The sequence below is a fragment of the Halorussus vallis genome, assembly GCF_024138165.1.
Taxonomy (GTDB): domain Archaea; phylum Halobacteriota; class Halobacteria; order Halobacteriales; family Haladaptataceae; genus Halorussus; species Halorussus vallis.
This window is the reverse complement of the sequence record NZ_CP100000.1, coordinates 169,482-186,376: the sequence shown is the minus strand read 5'-3', so window position 1 is coordinate 186,376 and position 16,895 is coordinate 169,482. Positions and strand designations below refer to the sequence as shown.

Here is a 16,895-nt window from a genome sequence, read left to right as displayed (position 1 = left end):
ATGGCCGAACTGACGCTCGACGGGGTCACCAAGTGGTTCGACGACGACGGTGACCGCATCGTCGCGGTCGACGACGCCAACGTCGAAATCGACGACGGGGAGTTCCTCGTGCTGGTCGGTCCGTCCGGTTGCGGGAAGTCCACCACGCTCCGGATGATCGCGGGCCTCGAAACCGTCTCGCGGGGCGACATCCGCCTGGGCGAACACTCGATTCGCGACGAACCCCCGACGACCCGGGACATCGCGATGGTGTTCCAGTCCTACGCGCTCTACCCCCACATGACGGTGCGGGAGAACATGAGCTTCGGACTGGAGGAGTCGACCGACATGGCCGACGCCGAAATCCGCGACCGGGTCGAGGAGACCGCCGCGATGATGGGCATCGAGGACCTGCTCGAACGCAAGCCGCGCGAACTCTCGGGCGGTCAGCAACAGCGGGTCGCGCTCGGCCGCGCCATCGTCCGAGATCCCGAGGTGTTCCTGATGGACGAACCGCTGTCGAACCTCGACGCCAAACTCCGGTCCCAGATGCGGACCGAACTCCAGCGCCTCCAGGAGGACCTGGGCGTGACGACGGTGTACGTCACCCACGACCAGACCGAGGCGATGACGATGGGCGACCGAATCGCCATCCTGAACGACGGCGAACTCCAGCAGGTGGGCACGCCCCTGGAGTGCTACCACGAACCCGCCAACCAGTTCGTCGCGGGGTTCATCGGCGAACCGTCGATGAACTTCTTCGACGTCACCCTGGAGAACGGGACGCTCGTCGGCGACGGCTTCGAGTACCCGCTCTCGGAGGAGACGCTGGGGGCCGTGGAGGGCACCGACCGCCTCGTCCTCGGGGTCCGACCCGAGGACGTCGAACTGGTCGGCGCCGCCGACCCCGATTCCGACCACGACTTCCCGACGACCGTCGACGTGGTCGAACCGATGGGCGACGAGAACAACGTCTACCTCACCTTCGACGAGGCGAGCGAAACCGCGGAGGGGACGGGCGAAGGCACCTTCGTCGCCACCATCTCGGGCATGCGGAGCGTCGAGGAGGGCCAGCGCGTCGTGGCCCGAATTCCCGAGGACACGATTCACGTCTTCGACGCCGACACGGGCGAGGCGCTCCGGAATCGCGTCCTCGAAACCCTGGAAGTCGAGACGCCGAACGTCTGAGCGACGGTTCGGCGTTCGAGCGGCGAACCTCGGCTTTCGGTGCGCTCTTTTCCGTTGTTAGGAATACAGTCTCTGTGCCTAGTCTATATTCCGGACCCGGTCAGGTTTCGCTCGGTACGTGATGCGAATTTCTCGCGGGACTTCGTGCCATCTACCGCGAAACGTGTGCAGGCGGACTGCTGGGCGGTGGATCGAATCGTGCTAGTGAACGACGAACCGTCGTCGCTCAGCGGGACCGTCGAAGGAACAGTTCGGCACCGCCCCACCAGTTGACGACGACCTCGTCGAGTTCCCATCCGTCCGCCGCGAGGTCGTTCAACAGTCGTTCGGTTTCATCGCGCTTGATTCGGAACCACAGAAGGCTGGTCGGCGCGTCGACGACCTTGTACTCGTAGTCCGCTTCGCCGCTCGCACGTCGTTCACTTGTCGTGGTGTTCACGATGAATCCAAGGTTGCACGGAGGATAACTGTTCCGCTCATCTCGAAAATAAGTAGCGTCGATTCTGCTGACGATTTAGCTACCGACCGACGATGGACGACGAGTCAACTCGGGTGTCAGAACACGAAACCGGCACGCGGCGGGGGCGACCCGCCAAGTTATGTGTTTCCGTATCTCACGGTTCGCCGATGCCAACCGACTCGCCGGACGCGCCAGCAGAATCGTTCACCGTCGGCGCGGCGCAGGTCGAACCGGTCTACCACGACAAGGAGGCGACCCTCGACAAGACGTGTCGCTGGATAGAGCGCGCGGGCCGCGAGGACGTCGACCTGCTGGTGTTCCCCGAGACGTACTTCCCCGGCTACCCGTACTGGCGCAGAAAGGTTTCCATCCCGCGGTGGACCGAACTGATGGTCGAACTCCAGAAGAACAGCCTCTCGGTCGGCGACGACGCGCTGGACGTGCTGGGCGACGCGATTCGAGACGCGAATCTACACGTCGCGCTCGGTACCAACGAACTCGACGACCGGCCGGGGAGCGAGACGCTGTACAACGCCATCTTCTTCTTCGACCGCGAGGGGCGACTGGTGCGGCGCCACCGGAAACTCATGCCGACTCACGGCGAGCGCTCCATCTGGGGCCGGGGCGACCCGTCGAGTCTGACGACCCACGAAACCGATTTGGGGACGCTCGGCGGACTCGTCTGCTACGAGAACCACATGACCCTCTCGAAGGCGGCGCTGACCGCGATGGGCGAGGAGATTCACGTCGCCGCCTGGCCGGGGTTCTGGAGTCAGAACGACCACCCGGGCGATAAGTCGCGGGCCGAGTCGGCGGCCGACCGGGACACCTGCGACATCTACCCCGCGATGCGCGAGTACGCCTTCGAGACCCAGTCGTTCGTCGTCTCCTGCTCGGCCTACATGGGCGACCCGCCAGCGGAGTACGACGAGGAACTCGGCTACGACCTCGGGGCTGGCGGGAGCATGCTGGTCAACCCCGCGGGCGTGGTGAAGGCCGGCCCCGCGGTCGGCGAGGAGACCCTGCTGACCGCCGAGTTCGACCGCGACGAGCGCCGGGCCGTGAAGGCCTACTTCGACGCGATGGGCCACTACTCGCGGTGGGACGCCGTAAACCTCGAACTCAGCGACGCGACGCTGGAACCGGTCCACGGTCACGGCCACGGCGGTTCGGGCGACGGTGCTCACGTCGGTCGGGGCGAACGCGCAAGCGGGGCGACGGCGAACGGGAACAGGACGGAGGTCGACGGCCTCTCGCCCGCCCGGGCCGAGGAACTCGCCGAGGCTCACGGCGTACCGATATCCGCCGTCGAGGACGTGGCGGCCGCCCTAGAGTCCGGTCGGTAACTCTTCGAGAAGCGGCTACTCGCCGCGTTCCTCGTACTCCTCGGGCGTGTACGTCTTGAGTTCGAGCGCGTGGATGTCGGTCGTCATGTGGTCGCCGAGCGCGTCGTAGACCAACTGGTGTTGCTGGACCAGCGTCTCGCCCTCGAACGCGGGCGAGACGACGGTGGCCGCGAGGTGGTCTTCGTCGTGCTCCCCGCGCGGGTGGGTGACCGTCGCCTCGGCGCCGTCGAGGTTCTCCTCGATGAGTCGCTTCACTTCGTCGGCGTTCATGGGCCACCGTTGGCGGGCGGGCGTAAAATGCGTGTGGAAAGTTCGGTCGTATTGCTTCGTGGATGTGCGCGACCGCTTCGAAAACGACTATTCGTTCCAATAGACCGAAGATACAGAGCTACTGGAACCGCCTCGAAAGCCCCGCTGGGTCGCGGTCGCTCAGCGACATATTCGGTTCGCGGCTCCGCCGCTCACGGAACAGGGGTTGCTGAGACGACCACGGCCTGCGGCCGCGACCGAGCGGCCCCTTTCAGTCCACCGTCGGACCGAAGGTCCGACGAGCTCTCGTTCGTGGTTCGAGAGAGCCTCGCTCTCTCGAACCACGAAAAGCTTCGCCTTTCGAACGACTTCGCTCACGAGAACCACCCGGTGGTGTGTCTCACCGAGCGCCTCGCCGGCCGGTCGACCGAGCGCTTCCAGTGGTGTGTGTCACAGAGCGTCGCCGGCGGCTGGTCGGCTGTTTCTCGCCCGAGCCGACGCCCGACGCGACGCGTCGGGCGTCGGCTACGCGCCGTCGACGGGCGTGATGGCGTCGAGGCGGCCGACCGTCTCGGTGTCGGGGTCCTCGGCGTCCGGATTCGCGACGCGTTCGACCACCGGGTTCCGGTAGTCGGCGTAGACGTTCAACAGGGAGTCGTCGGCCTCGACGGTGAACTGCTGGACGTCGTCGGGGCGCCAGACCCGCGTGACCCGGCCCTCGGCGCTGTCGCCGTTCCCCGGCCCGCCGCGCGGCGACCATTCGAGTCGAACCGTCGTCTCCTCCTCCACGTCGTTCGGTCGGATGGTGTCGGACACGGCTCGAACGTGGTCGTCGTCGGCCCTCAAGACTTCGGCCGCACGCGGTCGGTCGCGCTCGGCCGATTCTGCCACCGTGACTTCGAAAGCATCCCCCGGCCTCCGTGATAAAATTGCATGTTCTTTCACCAGTGTATTCTCTCGTAGTATCTCATTAACTAACCTTCGACGGTAGCAGTACTAACCCGGAACGTCCCATGACTCCCCCAACAGAAGACACGGACCGCGAACGCGAAGGCGAACCGGAGAACGCCGCCGACCTGCTCTCGATGGAGCGACGCCGCCTGCTGCAGGCGACCGGCGCGGGCCTCGGCGGCCTCTCGCTGGTCGGATTCGGCGGCGACGTCGCCACCGCCGCGAGCGACTGCGCCGACGGCCCGTTCGAGCGAACCTACTCGGGCGCGACCGTCAACACCGGCGAAATTCGCGCCGACCAGGCCCGGAGCGGAACGCCCGACGACGTAAGCGCGGCGACCCCTAAGGGCGCCGCGACGACCCGAAGCGGCCGCCAACCGCCGCGGAAGGCGGCCCAGGAGTCGAACGTCGGCGAGGAGGGTCCCCTCTCGGTCCACGCGGAGTACGACGGCGTCGGCGCCGCCGAAACCCGCGGGGGCGTCCCCTCGGACTCGCAGGTCGCCGCCGGGAGCGGTCACGTCGTCCACGCGCTCAACCAGCAGGTGGCGTTCTTCGACAAGCGGGCGGGAGTCCGCCAGCACATGTTCGACCTCGAACGGCTCTGGGAACCGGTCATCCCCGAACCCGAGGGAGGATTCGCCTACGGCTACCCGTTCGTGTTCGACCCCCGAGCGCGCTACGACCGCGCGGCCGACCGCTTCGTGCTCTGTGCGGTCCAGTACGAACCCGGCATCACGACCGACGGCGAACTCGTCGACCGCGAGGAGATGGAGGAGGGCGCCGAACCCGGCGAGGAGGGCGGGTCCGGCGACACCGCCGCCGAAACCCAACTCCGTCGCCCGCCCCGCGGCTGGTGGATGATCGCCGTTTCCGCGACGAGCAACCCGAACGGGAACTGGCACGTCTACCGGGTCCCGCCGCTCGACAACGAGGGGCTGGTCGACTACCCCGCGCTCGGACTCGACCGCGACGCGGTCTACCTCACCCAGAACTTCTTCGGCGATAACTTCGAGGTGACGATGGCCACCCTCGACAAGGCGGCGCTGTACGCCGGCGAGGACGTGACCGCCCACCACTTCACGAAGATGAACAACCCCGACGCGGACGCGCCGTTCACGTTCACCGCTCAGCCGGCGCTCCAGCCGTTCTCCGGCGGGAGTTCGGGGCGCTTCTACCTCGTCAACAGCGGCTTCGACTCGTCGGCGCTCACCCTCTGGGAACTGACCGACCCGGTCAGTGACCCGAGCCTCACCTGCCACACCGTTGAAGTCGGCCCGTACAGCTACCCGCCCGCGGCCCGCCAACCCGGAACCGACGCGCTCGTCGACACCCTCGGCACGCGACTGATGAACGCCGACTACGACGACGGGTCGCTCTGGACCGCCCACTCGGTGCTGTACGACTGGAACGGCGACGGCACCCCCGTCGCGGCGGTCCGGTGGTACGAGATCGACGTCGAGACGAAGACGCTCGTCCAGAGCGGCGTCTACGGCGCGCCCGGCACGTCGTACTTCATCCCGACCGTCGGCGCCGACGACGGCCGTACCGTCCTCGCGCACAACGTCTCGGGTCCCGAGACGTACCCCCGGATGGACGTGGCCGGCCGGACCGCCGACTTCCCGCGCGGGCGACTCGAAGACTCGGTCGTGGTCCAGGAGGGTGAGTCCAGTTACGACTACGGCGAGGGCTCGACGGTGATGCGCTGGGGCGACTACAACGGCGTTTCGGTCGACCCGCTCTCGGGACGCTTCTGGACCGTCGCGCAGTACTCGCCCGACGTGGAAGTACCGCCGAGTGCCGAACGCCGCGACCCCTACGCCACGCGAATCGCGGAAGTCGACTTCGACGGCGAGTAGAAACGGAATCGCCGCGGTCCCTTTTCGCTTCGTTCGGCTCTCAGGTCCACTGGTCGAGGCCGGTCTGAACGACCGACTCCTCGATGCGCTCGAAGCCGCGCTCGACCTCGTCCGCGTGGACGCCCCACTCCTCGACGACGTACTCGCGGGCCGCGGCCACGTCGGGGTCCATCGCGGCGTCGAACTCGTAGTCGTCGCTGACGGTCGGGTTCAAGAACAGTTCCCGAATCACGTCGAGGTCCTTCTCGACGCTCTCGCCCTCGGCTTCGAGGACGGCCCAGATGTCGCCGTGCTCTTTGACCAGCTTCAGCGCGGTCTTCGGCCCGATGCCGGAGATACCGGGGTTGAAGTCGGTGCCACAGAGGATGGCCACGTCGACCAACTGCTCCCAGGTCACGTCGTGTTTCTCGAGCGTCGCCTCGAAATCCATCAGTTCGGGGTCACCCTTGCTGGTTAGCTGTCGCAGGGTGCAGGGCGCGCCCAGCAACAGCGCGTCGTAGTCCTCGGTCCCGCAGTAGTCCACCGCGCCGGTCCGGTTCATGTGGGCGGCCTGGGCCTCGCCCTCGGCGGGGGCCTCGATGTAGGGCACGTCCAGCAGGTCGAACAGTTCGCGGGTGGTCTCCTGAATCGTGTCGGTGAGCCGCTGGGTGTGGGCTTCGAGGCGAGCGATTTCGATGGCGTCACCCTCCTCGCGGGCCTCCTCCAGTTGCTCCTCGCGCTTCTTTCGCTCCTCGCGGCGCTGTTCGATCTCCGCCGACTTGTGGTCGGTGACCGCGCCGTCGAAGACGAACACCGGCGTGAGGTCGTTCTCGAAGAACTTCGGCAACCCCTGGACGACCCCGACGAGGTTGGCGACCTCGGTGCCGTCGTCGGTGGTGTAGGCGGCGTCCTTCGTCCACTTGACCGTGGTCGTGAGGTACTTGTAGAGCCAGTTGTGGGCGTCGACGGCGACGGTGGTCCCGTCGAGTTCCTCGAAGGGGACCTCCGAGATGACCGCGAGTTGGCGTAGGTCGGCGTTTCCCATTACTGTCGGGGCGTAGGCGTTCCGAGGGTTTGAAAGCTACTGCTTTCGCGTCCGTGCTAGAGTATCGAAGGGGATACGATAGATGGAGATGCCCCGAAGGAGGACGGAAACTCTGGTTCTCCCCACGAATCTACTAACGTGACCGCCTCGAAAAACGGGACCGCTTCGAAAGCCCCCGCCCGCTCGCGGTCGTTCCGCGGGATATTCGACGCTCGCCATCGGCGAGCGTCGAATAGTGGCCCGTCGGAAGCGACCACGCCCTCCGGGCGCGAGCGGGCGGCCCCTTTCAGTCCACCCCCGTGACAGCACAGCGCCACACCCTCCCCAACCGACTGCGGTCCTCGTCCCTCGCGCATGAGGGCGCGACCCGAAACCGCCGGAAGACAAACCGCATCTTCCGAGGTCACCCTCGCGTCGCTCACGGCTCCGCCGTTCGCTATTCCGAGGCGGCTTCGCCGCCTCGCGTTCGCTCGCGTGACCGCCGGGTCACGCCAGCGCGCGCCGACCGCGGACTGTGAAGATTCGAGTTTCACTCGCCGCGCTTCGGCAGGTTCTCGACCGCCGGGCCGTCCAGCACCTCGCCGTCCATCGAAAACCGCGAGCCGTGACACGGGCAGTCCCACGACCGCTCGCCGTCGTTCCAGTGGACGATGCAGTCCATGTGGGTGCAGACCGCCGAGACGGCGTGAATCTCGCCGTCGTCGCCCCGGGACACCGCCAGCGGTTTGCCGCCTCGTCGGACGACCATCCCCTCGCCGGGCGCGATGGTGTGGCCCTCCTCGGCCAGCAGCGCCTCCGCCCAGTCCTTCGTGAACTCCTTGCCGACGTTGACGTTCTCCTTGAGGAACTTCTTCCCGGAGGCCTTCGGCGTCACGCGCTCGGGGTCGAACACGTCGGCCCACGGGTTCGACTTCCCTTGGACCATGTCGGCCAGCATCATCCCGGCCGCGATTCCGTTGGTCATCCCCCACCCGCCGAACCCGGTCGCGCCGTAGACGTGTTCGGCGCCGGGGCCGAGTTTCCCGACGAACGGGACCTGGTCGGCCGACGTGTAGTCCTGGGTCGACCACCGGTACTCGACCGACTCCACGTCGAAGTGCCCGCGGGCCTGCCGTTCGAGTTTCCGGTAGCGGTCGGCCGTGCTACCGCCCTGTCCGGTCTTGTGGTTCTGCCCGCCGACGAGCGTCATTCCGTCGGGACCCAGCGGGTGCGGCCGCACCGAGAAGTACGGCGACTCGTTCCGGTAGAACATCCCCTCCGGCGGTTCGTCGGCGAGTTCGACCGCGAGGACGTACGACCGCTTGGGGTACATCCGGGCGAAGTAGAACGCCGGGTCCTGAATGGGGAAGTGGGTGGCGACGACGACGTTCTCGGCGGTCACCGTGCCGCGGTCGGTTTCGACCCGACAGGGCGTCCCGTCCTCGATGTCGTTCGCCTTCGTCTCCTCGAAGACGTGCGAGCCGTCGCCGGGAATCTCGTCGGCGAGGTCGAGGAGGTACTTCCGCGGGTGGAACCGGGCCTGGTCTTCGAACTTGACCGCGCCGGTGTCGTCGGCGGGGTACGGTGCGTCGGCCTCGAACGACGCCGGCAGGCCGACCGACTTCGCGGCCGAGGCCTCGCGCTTCATCTTCCGGCGGTCGGGCACGTAGGTGTACGCCGGCGTCCGGCCGAAGTCGCAGTCGATGTCGTGTTCCTCGACCCGCGAGGCGACCTCCTCGATGGCGGCGGCATTGGCGGCGGCGTACCGCCGGGCCGGTTCGGTCCCGAAGTTCTCGACCAACTGGTGGTACTTCATCGCGTGCTGGGCGGTGAGCTTCGCCGTCGTCTTGCCGGTGACGCCCTCGACGATTCGGTCCGACTCGACGAGCACCACGTCTCGGCCGGCCTCCTTGCAGTGGAGCGCCGCGGTCACGCCGACGATGCCGCCGCCGACTATCGCGGTGTCCACCGCCAGGTCGCCGTCGAGCGCCGGGTAGTCGGTCCGCGGCGTCGTGTCCGTCCAGATCGATTCGTGTTGGCCCTCCGGTGATTCTCGTTCGCTCATTCCCCGAACCCCCAATCCGATACGGGTTCGACGCCGCCTCGCTTAACCGCGGTGGCCGCCCCGCCTCCGGGAATCGGTCACCCCGACGGCGGGTCGATTCGTTCGGGCGGTCCCGCACCCGACTGCTCGTCCAGGAACGACCGCTCCTCCGGCGCGAGGTCGTCGCGCTCGCGGTAGGCGTCGAGGCCGGCCCGGTAGCGTTCGGGCGAGCGGTCTCCGGGGCGGGCGAGCACCAGTTCCGCGAGGCCGGTTTCCTCGCCGGTGTAGCCGAACCCGGCCTTGTGGAGCGCCCGGTAGGCGAAGGGGTTGTTGACCGCGATCTTCACCCGGTCGTACCCCGTCGATTCGAGGCGGTCGGCCGCGAAGGCCGTGAGTCGCGCGCCGATGCCGTCGCCGCGGCGGCCGGTCCGAACGGTCACGTACCGGAGCCACGCCGTCGCCGGGTCCGTGCGGTCCTCGTTGAACGCGACGGCGGCGACGACGTCGTCGGCGTAGTCGGGGGTTTCGCCGTCTTCGCCGGAGGCGGATTCACCGTGCGGCGAATCCGCCTCCGGTGACTCGGTCGCGTCTTCCGGCGCTCCGCCTCCGGACGTCGCTTCGGATTCCCGCACGACCGCCTTCCCCGTGTTGGACATCACGAACTTCCCGGCGTAGCTGAACTCGCGGTGGTCGAGTCTGAGTTGGGGGCCGTCCTCGGGCCAGCCGAGGAGTTCGAACTCCATGAGTCCGCTTGGGACCGGCCCGACAACTGTCCTTCGCCCGATACGCGGCCGGCTTTTTGGGCCTTCGAACCGTCGAATCCCCCATGAGCCAGAGCGTCGGCGACACCGCGTTCTTCGACCGAATCGCTCGCGTCTACGGCCTGCTCGGGCCGGGACCGGACGCCGCGGAGCTACGGGCCGGACTCGACCTCGCCGAGCGCGACGTCGAACGCGTGTTCGACGTGGGCGGGGGCGCGGGCCGCGGCGCGAGCGCGGTCGAGGGGGCCGACCGCGTGGTCGTCGACGCCGCCGAGGGGATGACCCGCGAGGCTCGCCGAAAGGGCTACGAGGCGGTCCGGGCCGACGCCGCGACCCTGCCGTTCGGGGACGGGTCGACCGACGCGGTACTGGTCGTGGACGCACTCCACCACTTCGGCGACCCCGCGGGTGCGATAGCGGAGGCGGCCCGCGTCCTCCGCCCGGGCGGCGTCCTCGTGATTCGGGACTTCGACCCGACCGGACTCGCCGGTCGGTTCGCACAGGCCGGCGAGCGCCTCTTCGGCTTCGACTCCACCTTCTTCTCGCGCGAGGAGATTCTCGGGATGCTCACCGATGCCGGACTGGAGGGCTTCGTCCGCGGGTCGGGGTCGGGGTACACCGCGGTCGGACGCGTCCCGAGCGAGTGAGTGCCCGCCGGCGATTCGACGGCAAATTTTCTGGCGTGCGACCGCGCCCCGGCGCGGTCGCACGCCGGGACACTCGCGACGGACTCGCTCACCCGCGACGGACCGCGCCACTCATGACGGCCGGGTTCCAATCGGAAATCATGAGCAACGCCGAAGGGTTCCTCGGCTCTCGGTTCGAGCGCTCGCCGGACGCGGGACTGCTCGCCGTGGGCGACCTGCTGGTCATCCTGGCGTTCCTGACCGTCGGCGAACTCCGCCACGGCGTGAACCCGGTGACCCAGCCGTTGGTCGTCGCCGACACCGTCGCGCCGTTCCTCCTCGGATGGGTCGTCGCCTCGCTGGCGGTCGGCGCGTACGCGCCCGGCGCGATGCGGTCGTCCCGGGTTGCGGCCGTGCGCGCGGCCGGGGCCTGGGTCGGGGCCGCCGCGATCGGACTCGCCTTGCGCGCTACCTCGCTGTTCCACGGCGAGTCGCCGTGGACGTTCGCGCTCGTCGTGACGGGCATCGGCGTCGTCAGCCTCGTCGCGTGGCGCGTCGCGGTTTCGGCGGTCCGGTAGCTCGACGGTTTTCAGGCGGTCACGCGCCGGTACTCGACGAACGAGTAGACGAACGAGTAAATCGCGATGGCGGCGGCGGGCGCGGCGATGAGGAACTCGGCGTACGCCGGGACCAGCGCCCCCAGCGCGGCGACCAGCCCCGCGAGTTTGAACAGCGGGCCGACCCGCCGGTGGGTCCGCTTCCAGACCTCCTCGTTCGAGAGGGTCCACGGCGTGCGGACGCCGACGAACCAGTTCTGCTCGGCGTGTTCGACCACCACGCCGACGTAGTAGAACAGCACCCCGACCGCGGGCGCGAGCGCCTGAACCATCTCGAAGCGGTAGCCCGCGTTCCAGGCCAGCACCAGCAGGTGGAGGTAGACGAGGAAGCCGACGAACAGCGCGACGAAGGTGTCGTACTGGCGGCGGAACCGCCGGACGTTCTCGCCGAGCGGGTCGATTCTCGGCAGGAACGCGAACAGCACGAGCACCAGCGCCGACAGCGCGGGGGCGGCGACGAGGCCGACGGTCCGGGAGGTCGTGCCGGTCGCCTCGCCGGCGCCGTTCCAGGTCGTCACCATTCGGGCGGGCATCTCGGAGGCGGCGAGGGCGCTGGCGGCCGCCGCGAGCGCCACCAGCGCGATACCGACCGCGTAGCTGCGTCGGAGGGACATAGTCGTACCTTGACACGCTCTCGGTATAAGCGTGCTGCGTACATGGACGGGGCGTCGAGCACGACGGTGCGAACCTGACGGCACGAGCGCGACCGCGCGGTCGCGGCGGCGACGACCCACCACGACCGCCGATTCGCCATTCGCTCTAACGCCTGTCGTTCGGTCGTGTCGAAATCAACGGACGTGCCGACTCGCCGCCCGTCAGACGAGAATCGGGATTACCGACGTGAATATCGGAAACCGCGCTGAGCCGCCCGTACAGGCTCCTTTCACCCCTGAGAACTGCGGATGTATATCCATTGGGTTCTCATAAGTTATGGGGATGTAACTACGTTCATAGAACACGCCTATCGATATCGGCTCCTTCAACTATGAGAAAGAACTATATACCCACGCCGCATAGATTGTAATGGATTATGACTGGGTACTACGACCTCATCCTCGGACTCATTCCGCTTTCACTGATAGGTGCAACCGCCGTGCTGAGCGTCGCCGGGTTCTCCATCACGTCGGCCGTCCCGCTGGCCGCCGCCGTTCCCGTCGCGCTCATCGGCCACGCCCTGTTCGTCAACAGTCCGGTCGAGGATACCCAGTCTACGACCGAGGCTGTCGACTCTCCTTCCTTCGAAGCGGCCGACTGAACGCCCTTCTGATACGACGGCTCTCCGCCTCTCTTCTGCGTTTTCGCTCCCGATTCTCGTCCCCTCCTGCTGCAGTGTTCCGCGATCGGGACCGCCGGGTCGTCGGCCGACGTTCCGTCGCCTCGCCAGGATCGGGGCTGGGCTTTTGGGGCTGGACTTCGTTGTCACGCGCATGACCGACGCGCGATTCCTCACCAGCGACGACGTGTCCGGACTGGCCTCGCCGGCGGAGTACGTCGAGGTCGTCCGCGACGGCTACCGCCAGCGCGGCGAAGGCGCACCCGCCGAACCCCGTACGAAGCTCACGAACGCCGACCCGCCCGGGATGCTCACGGGCTACACCGCCATCCTGCCCGAGACGGGCGCGATGGGCGGGTACATGTACGCCGCCGGTTTCGGCGAGAAGGACGCCTGGTTCGTGACGCCGCTGTACGACGCCGAGAGCGGCGAACCCCTCGCGCTCATCGACGGCGCGAGCATGAACCCGTTCAAGACCGGCGCGGCGGGCGCGGTCGGCGTCGACGCGCTGGCCCGCGAGGACGCCGCGACGCTGGCGCTCATCGGCACCGGCTCGCAGGCTCGCGGACAGCTCCGAGCGGCCGCGACGGTCCGGGACCTCGACAGCGTCTGGGTCTACTCGCCGACCAAGGAGAACCGCGAGAACTTCGCGGCCGAGATGAACGAGCGCCTCGACGCCTCGGTCGCGGCGGTCGCGTCCAGCGCCGCCGCGGTCGAGGAGGCCGACATCGTCGTCACGGCGACGACCGCGAGCGACCCCGTCTTCGACGGCGACCTGCTGGCGCCGGGCGCGCACGTCACCGCAATGGGACAGTACCACCCCGAGAAGCGCGAACTCGACGCGACCACCGTCGAGCGAGCGAAGTACGTCCCCGACCTCCGGGCGCGGGTCGCGCAGGACGCCGGGTCGTTCATCGCGGCGCTCGAAGCGGGCGCGATAACCGAAGACCACGTCCACGCCGAACTCGGCGACGTCGTCGCGGGCAACGCCCCCGGACGGGAGTCCGACGACGAAATCACGCTGTTCGACAGCGGTGGCACCGCCATCGAGACGGTGGCGGCCGCTCACATGCTCTACGAACGGGCCGAGGAGAAGGGCCTCGGCTCGACGGTGTCGTTCGCACCCGCGAGCGAGGCGCTCACGGGCGAGTAGCGTACGAGCGGCGGAAAAGACGGCGCGGACGACCGGCGACGCGTCGCCGGTCGTCCGCGCAGAAATCGGCGGGCGAGAATCGAGGTTCGCGTTCTCGAACCGTTCTCAGGCCGCGATGAGCATCGCGGCGATGAAGTTCGAGTCGGTGCCGGCCTTCGCTTCCTGTTTCTTGCGCTGTGCCTTAGGGAGGTCGCGTCGGTGTTCCCAGTTCATACCTCTACTAAATATTTACTCGCACTTGAGTATGTCGTCTCGGCAAGAGGTCGTGAACGGTTCGCAAATCACTCGTGATGACGTGGCACGGGGGCCTCGGCGGACGTCGTCTCGCGGTGCGGAGACGCCGCCGAGTCACGCCAGCGCCGCGTCGAGTTCCAGCACCGTCACGGCCAGCGCCTCGGCGTCGGCGGCCAGCAGTCGAATCATCGGCTCCTTGCCGACAGCGCCCCGGTCGACCACCGCGCCGGGTGCGCTCGCCCGGCCCGCCATCGCCTCGCTCGCGACCCAGTCCATCGTTCCCGGCGCGTCTTCGGGTTCGTCGGCGCGGTCGACGGTCGCGGTATCCAACCGTTCCTCGACCGCGGCGACCGTCTCCTCGTCGGCGCGGACGTTGCAGGCCGCGGCGACGCTCTCGTCGGATACATCGGTTGCTCCGGCGCGGTCGCTCGCCTCCCGAACGCCGAGCAGGAACCGCGCGACGTGGCTCGACGCGCCCGGGTAGACGCCGCCGGTCGCGCGGACGCCGCCGGGAACTCGGTGGAGTCGCCCGGCGACCGCGGCCACGTCCGCGGGGTCGACGGCGTACGCGGGCGCGACCGCGACGTTCGTCCCGACCTCGGGCACCAGGCGCGAGACGTCCTCGCGCTCGAACGTTCGGACGACCTCGCGGACCGCCTCGCAGGCCGTGACGGTCCCCGCTCGGGCCTTCGTCGGCGCGAGGTGGTCGACCGGTCCGGTTCCTCGCCCGACCGACCGGCCCCGGCGAATCGCGCGTTCGACGTGGTCGGTCGCGCGCGCGACCGCTTCGGCGACCGGCGCGCCCTTCGCCAGTTCGGCGGCGACCGCGGCCGAGAGCGTGCAGCCGCTCCCGTGGGTGTTCGCGTCCGGCACGCGACGACTCCGGAAGGTTTCGACTCGGACGCCGTCTCCGTCGTCCTCGCCCTCGCCCGCGTCTCCGACGGCGCGGGAACCCGCGCCGTCGGAGACGACCAACACGTCCGCGGGGTCGCCCCGGAAGTGCCCGCCGGTCACGAGCGCGGCGTCGGCCCCGAGTTCGCAGAGGCGGCGGCCCGCCTCGCGGGCCGCCGCGGGACCGTCGATTTCGGCGTCGGCGAGGAGTTCGGCCTCGGGGACGTTGGGCGTCACCAGCGTCGCGAGCGGGAGCAGTTCCTCGCGGACGGCCGCGACGCCCTCGGGCGAGAGCAGGCGGTCGCCGCTCTCGGCGACAACCACGGGGTCCGCGACGAGCGGGACGGCGGGCATGCCCGCCGTCCCGCTCTCCTCTTCCGCAGGCGCACTCTCGCGTTCTCTCGCGAGCGCACTCTTGCTTTCTCCCGCGGGCGCGCTCGCGTCCGCGAGCGCGCCCACGACGGCCCGGACGGTCTGCTCGTCGCCGAGCATCCCCGTCTTGACCGCGCCCACGTCGAAGTCCTCGAAGACGGTCCGAATCTGGGTCGTCACGAGGTCCTCGTCGAGCAGTTCGCTCGCGGCGACGCCAGTCGTGTTCTGCGCGGTGATGGCGGTGAGCGCGCTGGTCCCGTGGACCCCGCGGGCGGCCATCGTCGCGAGGTCGGCCTGGATTCCCGCGCCGCCGCCGCTGTCCGAACCGGCGACGGTCAGCGCGACCGGCATCTCGGGCGCCATCTCAGTCGTCGTCGGAGACGACGGGCGACCGGGTCAGCGGCACGTCCGGCGCGTCCGAGCCGAGTTCGTCGAGCGCGACCTGGGCCGCCCGCTTGCCCGACAGCAGCATCGCGCCGAAGGTCGGTCCCATCCGGGGCAGGCCGTGGGTGGTCGCGGTGGCGAGGCCGGTGGCGACGAGGCCGTCGTGGACCTTGCCCGTCTCCTCGACCACGGCGTCCTCGCTCTCTTTGACCCACATCGAGTCGTGGCCCGGCGAGTCGTGGCCCGGCGCGCCGTACTGGCCCTCCTCGGTCTTGTCCATCCCCGTGTTGTGCTCTTCGGCGTGTTCGATGCCGGGCGCCGAGAGAACCCCGCGCTCCTGGAGCTTCGAGACGACCACGGCGTCGTGGCCCGTCGCGTCCAGCACGAGGTCGGACTCGACGCAGATGGGGTCGACGCAGGTCAACTCCCGGGGCAGGGCGTGGACCGGCGTCCAGTTCATCACGATGCCCGCGACCCGGTGGTTCTCCCGGACCACCACGTCGGTGAACTCGGTCATGTTCTGCACCTCGGCTCCGGCGTCGCAGGCCGCCTTGATGAGCGCCGAGCAGGCGTGAGGACCGTCGGCGACGTAGAGGCCCTCGGCCTCGTCGCTCTCCTCGTAGGGGACGTCGAGTTCGTCGAGCACCTCGTGGGCGGGGTCCCGGACGGTGAGTTTGTTCATCAGGAAGCCGCCGAGCCAGAACCCGCCGCCGAGGTAGTTGTTCTTCTCGACGACCGTCACGTCGACGTCGCGCTCGGCGAGTTCCTTCGCCGCCATCAGTCCCGATGGACCGCCGCCGACGACGATGACGTCGGTGTCGGTCCGACCGAGGAACTCCTCGCTCCACTCGCTCGCGATGGCGTTCGTGACCTGTGCCTCGTCCACGTCGCTGAATCCGTCGAACGACATATCACCTAGTGTTATGACCCAGTAGTTAAGCGTTGCGCACTGAGCGGTCGGCGGTTCCGGGTCGAGGTGAGACGGTGGAGACGAACGAAGAACGGAAGACTGGCGAGTCGAGGACGGACGGAGAACGGAAGCACGGTCTAACGGGGGACGAACGGAACGTGGCCAAAAACTGCGGAAAAACCGCGACAGGGGCGATTCGGGTCGGGAACGCCCTCGTTCAGAACCACCGACACTTTTCTATCACGGCGTCCCGGGGAGTACGTATGGTCTCCAATTCCGACAGCTCTCCACGCCCCTCCGATACCGAAACCAGGACCGAAACCGCCACGATGACCGACGGCGGAGCGACCGCCGAATTCGACGAGGCCGCCCTCTACGGCGTCGTTCGGGAGGCGGTCGAGGACGCCATCCTCGGCGTCATCGGGACGCTGTTGCTCGTCGGCGTCTCGCTCGCCGTCACCTGGGGCGGCGCGACGGTGCTGATGCGAGCGACCAACTTGCTGGGGATGGCGCTGGGAGCGGGCGTCGCTCTCTTCGGACTCTACCTCGGCGCGGTGATACTCGAACTCGTCCCGCCGGTCCGAGAGTGGTTCTGAGC

The 16,895-nt window shown here is 68.4% G+C and carries 17 protein-coding genes; 8 read left to right on the top strand and 9 right to left on the bottom strand.

Translation table 11 applies throughout. The annotated features are described in order from the left end of the window. Complete coding sequence (locus tag NGM07_RS01105; RefSeq protein ID WP_253515474.1) at positions 1–1,167, top strand: ABC transporter ATP-binding protein; 1,167 nt, start codon at positions 1–3, stop codon at positions 1,165–1,167. Positions 1,168–1,393: 226 nt separating this feature from the next. On the opposite strand, the gene NGM07_RS01100 is transcribed toward NGM07_RS01105, so the two are convergent. Continuing rightward, positions 1,394–1,606: a DUF4177 domain-containing protein gene (locus NGM07_RS01100; protein ID WP_253515465.1), complete on the bottom strand. Its 213-nt coding sequence runs from the start codon at positions 1,604–1,606 to the stop codon at positions 1,394–1,396. Between the two features lie 188 nt (positions 1,607–1,794). On the opposite strand from NGM07_RS01100, the gene NGM07_RS01095 reads away from it, so the two are divergent. Continuing rightward, positions 1,795–2,973 (top strand): carbon-nitrogen hydrolase family protein, encoded by a 1,179-nt coding sequence (locus tag NGM07_RS01095; protein ID WP_253515463.1) that lies wholly within the window; start codon positions 1,795–1,797, stop codon positions 2,971–2,973. A 15-nt stretch (positions 2,974–2,988) separates the two neighbouring features. Here NGM07_RS01095 and NGM07_RS01090 read toward each other — a convergent pair whose 3' ends face one another. After that, positions 2,989–3,243 carry a BolA family protein gene (locus tag NGM07_RS01090; RefSeq protein WP_253515455.1) on the bottom strand — a complete coding sequence of 85 codons (255 nt, stop codon included), beginning with the start codon at positions 3,241–3,243 and terminating at the stop codon, positions 2,989–2,991. Between the two features lie 504 nt (positions 3,244–3,747). Then, on the bottom strand, positions 3,748–4,038 hold the full coding sequence (locus NGM07_RS01085; protein ID WP_253515454.1) for a hypothetical protein: 291 nt from the start codon (positions 4,036–4,038) through the stop codon (positions 3,748–3,750). A gap of 197 nt (positions 4,039–4,235) precedes the next feature. Here NGM07_RS01085 and NGM07_RS01080 point away from each other — a divergent pair, with 197 nt between their 5' ends. Further along, positions 4,236–6,029 carry a hypothetical protein gene (locus tag NGM07_RS01080; protein ID WP_253515446.1) on the top strand — a complete coding sequence of 598 codons (1,794 nt, stop codon included), beginning with the start codon at positions 4,236–4,238 and terminating at the stop codon, positions 6,027–6,029. 40 nt (positions 6,030–6,069) lie between these two features. On the opposite strand, the gene fen is transcribed toward NGM07_RS01080, so the two are convergent. The 3 genes from fen to NGM07_RS01065 all read right to left on the bottom strand — a co-directional run bounded on the left by fen (position 6,070) and on the right by NGM07_RS01065 (position 9,819). Beyond that, the gene (fen, locus tag NGM07_RS01075; RefSeq protein WP_253515443.1) at positions 6,070–7,053 is read right to left on the bottom strand and encodes a flap endonuclease-1; all 984 of its coding nucleotides are present in this window, start codon (positions 7,051–7,053) and stop codon (positions 6,070–6,072) included. Between the two features lie 529 nt (positions 7,054–7,582). Continuing rightward, positions 7,583–9,097: an FAD-dependent oxidoreductase gene (locus tag NGM07_RS01070; RefSeq protein ID WP_253515438.1), complete on the bottom strand. Its 1,515-nt coding sequence runs from the start codon at positions 9,095–9,097 to the stop codon at positions 7,583–7,585. 77 nt (positions 9,098–9,174) lie between these two features. Continuing rightward, a complete protein-coding gene (locus tag NGM07_RS01065; RefSeq protein ID WP_253515436.1) occupies positions 9,175–9,819 on the bottom strand; it encodes a GNAT family N-acetyltransferase in 645 nt (214 codons plus the stop codon). An 83-nt stretch (positions 9,820–9,902) separates the two neighbouring features. On the opposite strand from NGM07_RS01065, the gene NGM07_RS01060 reads away from it, so the two are divergent. After that, a complete protein-coding gene (locus NGM07_RS01060; RefSeq protein ID WP_253515434.1) occupies positions 9,903–10,484 on the top strand; it encodes a class I SAM-dependent methyltransferase in 582 nt (193 codons plus the stop codon). Positions 10,485–10,624: 140 nt separating this feature from the next. Further along, complete coding sequence (locus NGM07_RS01055; protein ID WP_253515424.1) at positions 10,625–11,041, top strand: DUF3054 domain-containing protein; 417 nt, start codon at positions 10,625–10,627, stop codon at positions 11,039–11,041. An 11-nt stretch (positions 11,042–11,052) separates the two neighbouring features. On the opposite strand, the gene NGM07_RS01050 is transcribed toward NGM07_RS01055, so the two are convergent. Then, the gene (locus NGM07_RS01050) at positions 11,053–11,694 is read right to left on the bottom strand and encodes an SdpI family protein (RefSeq protein ID WP_253515416.1); all 642 of its coding nucleotides are present in this window, start codon (positions 11,692–11,694) and stop codon (positions 11,053–11,055) included. Between the two features lie 416 nt (positions 11,695–12,110). Here NGM07_RS01050 and NGM07_RS01045 point away from each other — a divergent pair, with 416 nt between their 5' ends. Then, the gene (locus tag NGM07_RS01045; protein WP_253515414.1) at positions 12,111–12,335 is read left to right on the top strand and encodes a DUF8015 family protein; all 225 of its coding nucleotides are present in this window, start codon (positions 12,111–12,113) and stop codon (positions 12,333–12,335) included. A 172-nt stretch (positions 12,336–12,507) separates the two neighbouring features. Next, complete coding sequence (locus NGM07_RS01040) at positions 12,508–13,506, top strand: ornithine cyclodeaminase family protein (protein ID WP_253515405.1); 999 nt, start codon at positions 12,508–12,510, stop codon at positions 13,504–13,506. 348 nt (positions 13,507–13,854) lie between these two features. Here the strand turns inward: NGM07_RS01040 and NGM07_RS01035 are convergent, their stop codons facing one another. Together NGM07_RS01035 and NGM07_RS01030 are read right to left on the bottom strand one after the other, a co-directional pair. Beyond that, a complete protein-coding gene (locus NGM07_RS01035; protein WP_253515397.1) occupies positions 13,855–15,366 on the bottom strand; it encodes a bifunctional hydroxymethylpyrimidine kinase/phosphomethylpyrimidine kinase in 1,512 nt (503 codons plus the stop codon). Between the two features lies 1 nt (position 15,367). Next, on the bottom strand, positions 15,368–16,297 hold the full coding sequence (locus NGM07_RS01030) for a sulfide-dependent adenosine diphosphate thiazole synthase (protein WP_253515395.1): 930 nt from the start codon (positions 16,295–16,297) through the stop codon (positions 15,368–15,370). Between the two features lie 263 nt (positions 16,298–16,560). Between NGM07_RS01030 and NGM07_RS01025 the strand changes: the two genes are divergently transcribed. Further along, on the top strand, positions 16,561–16,893 hold the full coding sequence (locus NGM07_RS01025) for a hypothetical protein (protein ID WP_253515388.1): 333 nt from the start codon (positions 16,561–16,563) through the stop codon (positions 16,891–16,893). Positions 16,894–16,895: the final 2 nt, after the last annotated feature.

Excerpts from the sequence above, each read along its gene's own strand:
- NGM07_RS01105 (WP_253515474.1), top strand. The coding sequence starts at position 1 with ATGGCCGAACTGACGCTCGACGGGGTCACCAAGTGGTTCGACGACGAC.
- NGM07_RS01095 (WP_253515463.1), top strand. The coding sequence starts at position 1,795 with ATGCCAACCGACTCGCCGGACGCGCCAGCAGAATCGTTCACCGTCGGC.
- NGM07_RS01090 (WP_253515455.1), bottom strand. The coding sequence starts at position 3,243 with ATGAACGCCGACGAAGTGAAGCGACTCATCGAGGAGAACCTCGACGGC.
- NGM07_RS01080 (WP_253515446.1), top strand. The coding sequence starts at position 4,236 with ATGACTCCCCCAACAGAAGACACGGACCGCGAACGCGAAGGCGAACCG.
- fen (WP_253515443.1), bottom strand. The coding sequence starts at position 7,053 with ATGGGAAACGCCGACCTACGCCAACTCGCGGTCATCTCGGAGGTCCCC.
- NGM07_RS01070 (WP_253515438.1), bottom strand. The coding sequence starts at position 9,097 with ATGAGCGAACGAGAATCACCGGAGGGCCAACACGAATCGATCTGGACG.
- NGM07_RS01065 (WP_253515436.1), bottom strand. The coding sequence starts at position 9,819 with ATGGAGTTCGAACTCCTCGGCTGGCCCGAGGACGGCCCCCAACTCAGA.
- NGM07_RS01060 (WP_253515434.1), top strand. The coding sequence starts at position 9,903 with ATGAGCCAGAGCGTCGGCGACACCGCGTTCTTCGACCGAATCGCTCGC.
- NGM07_RS01055 (WP_253515424.1), top strand. The coding sequence starts at position 10,625 with ATGAGCAACGCCGAAGGGTTCCTCGGCTCTCGGTTCGAGCGCTCGCCG.
- NGM07_RS01050 (WP_253515416.1), bottom strand. The coding sequence starts at position 11,694 with ATGTCCCTCCGACGCAGCTACGCGGTCGGTATCGCGCTGGTGGCGCTC.
- NGM07_RS01045 (WP_253515414.1), top strand. The coding sequence starts at position 12,111 with ATGACTGGGTACTACGACCTCATCCTCGGACTCATTCCGCTTTCACTG.
- NGM07_RS01040 (WP_253515405.1), top strand. The coding sequence starts at position 12,508 with ATGACCGACGCGCGATTCCTCACCAGCGACGACGTGTCCGGACTGGCC.
- NGM07_RS01035 (WP_253515397.1), bottom strand. The coding sequence starts at position 15,366 with ATGGCGCCCGAGATGCCGGTCGCGCTGACCGTCGCCGGTTCGGACAGC.
- NGM07_RS01030 (WP_253515395.1), bottom strand. The coding sequence starts at position 16,297 with ATGTCGTTCGACGGATTCAGCGACGTGGACGAGGCACAGGTCACGAAC.
- NGM07_RS01025 (WP_253515388.1), top strand. The coding sequence starts at position 16,561 with ATGGTCTCCAATTCCGACAGCTCTCCACGCCCCTCCGATACCGAAACC.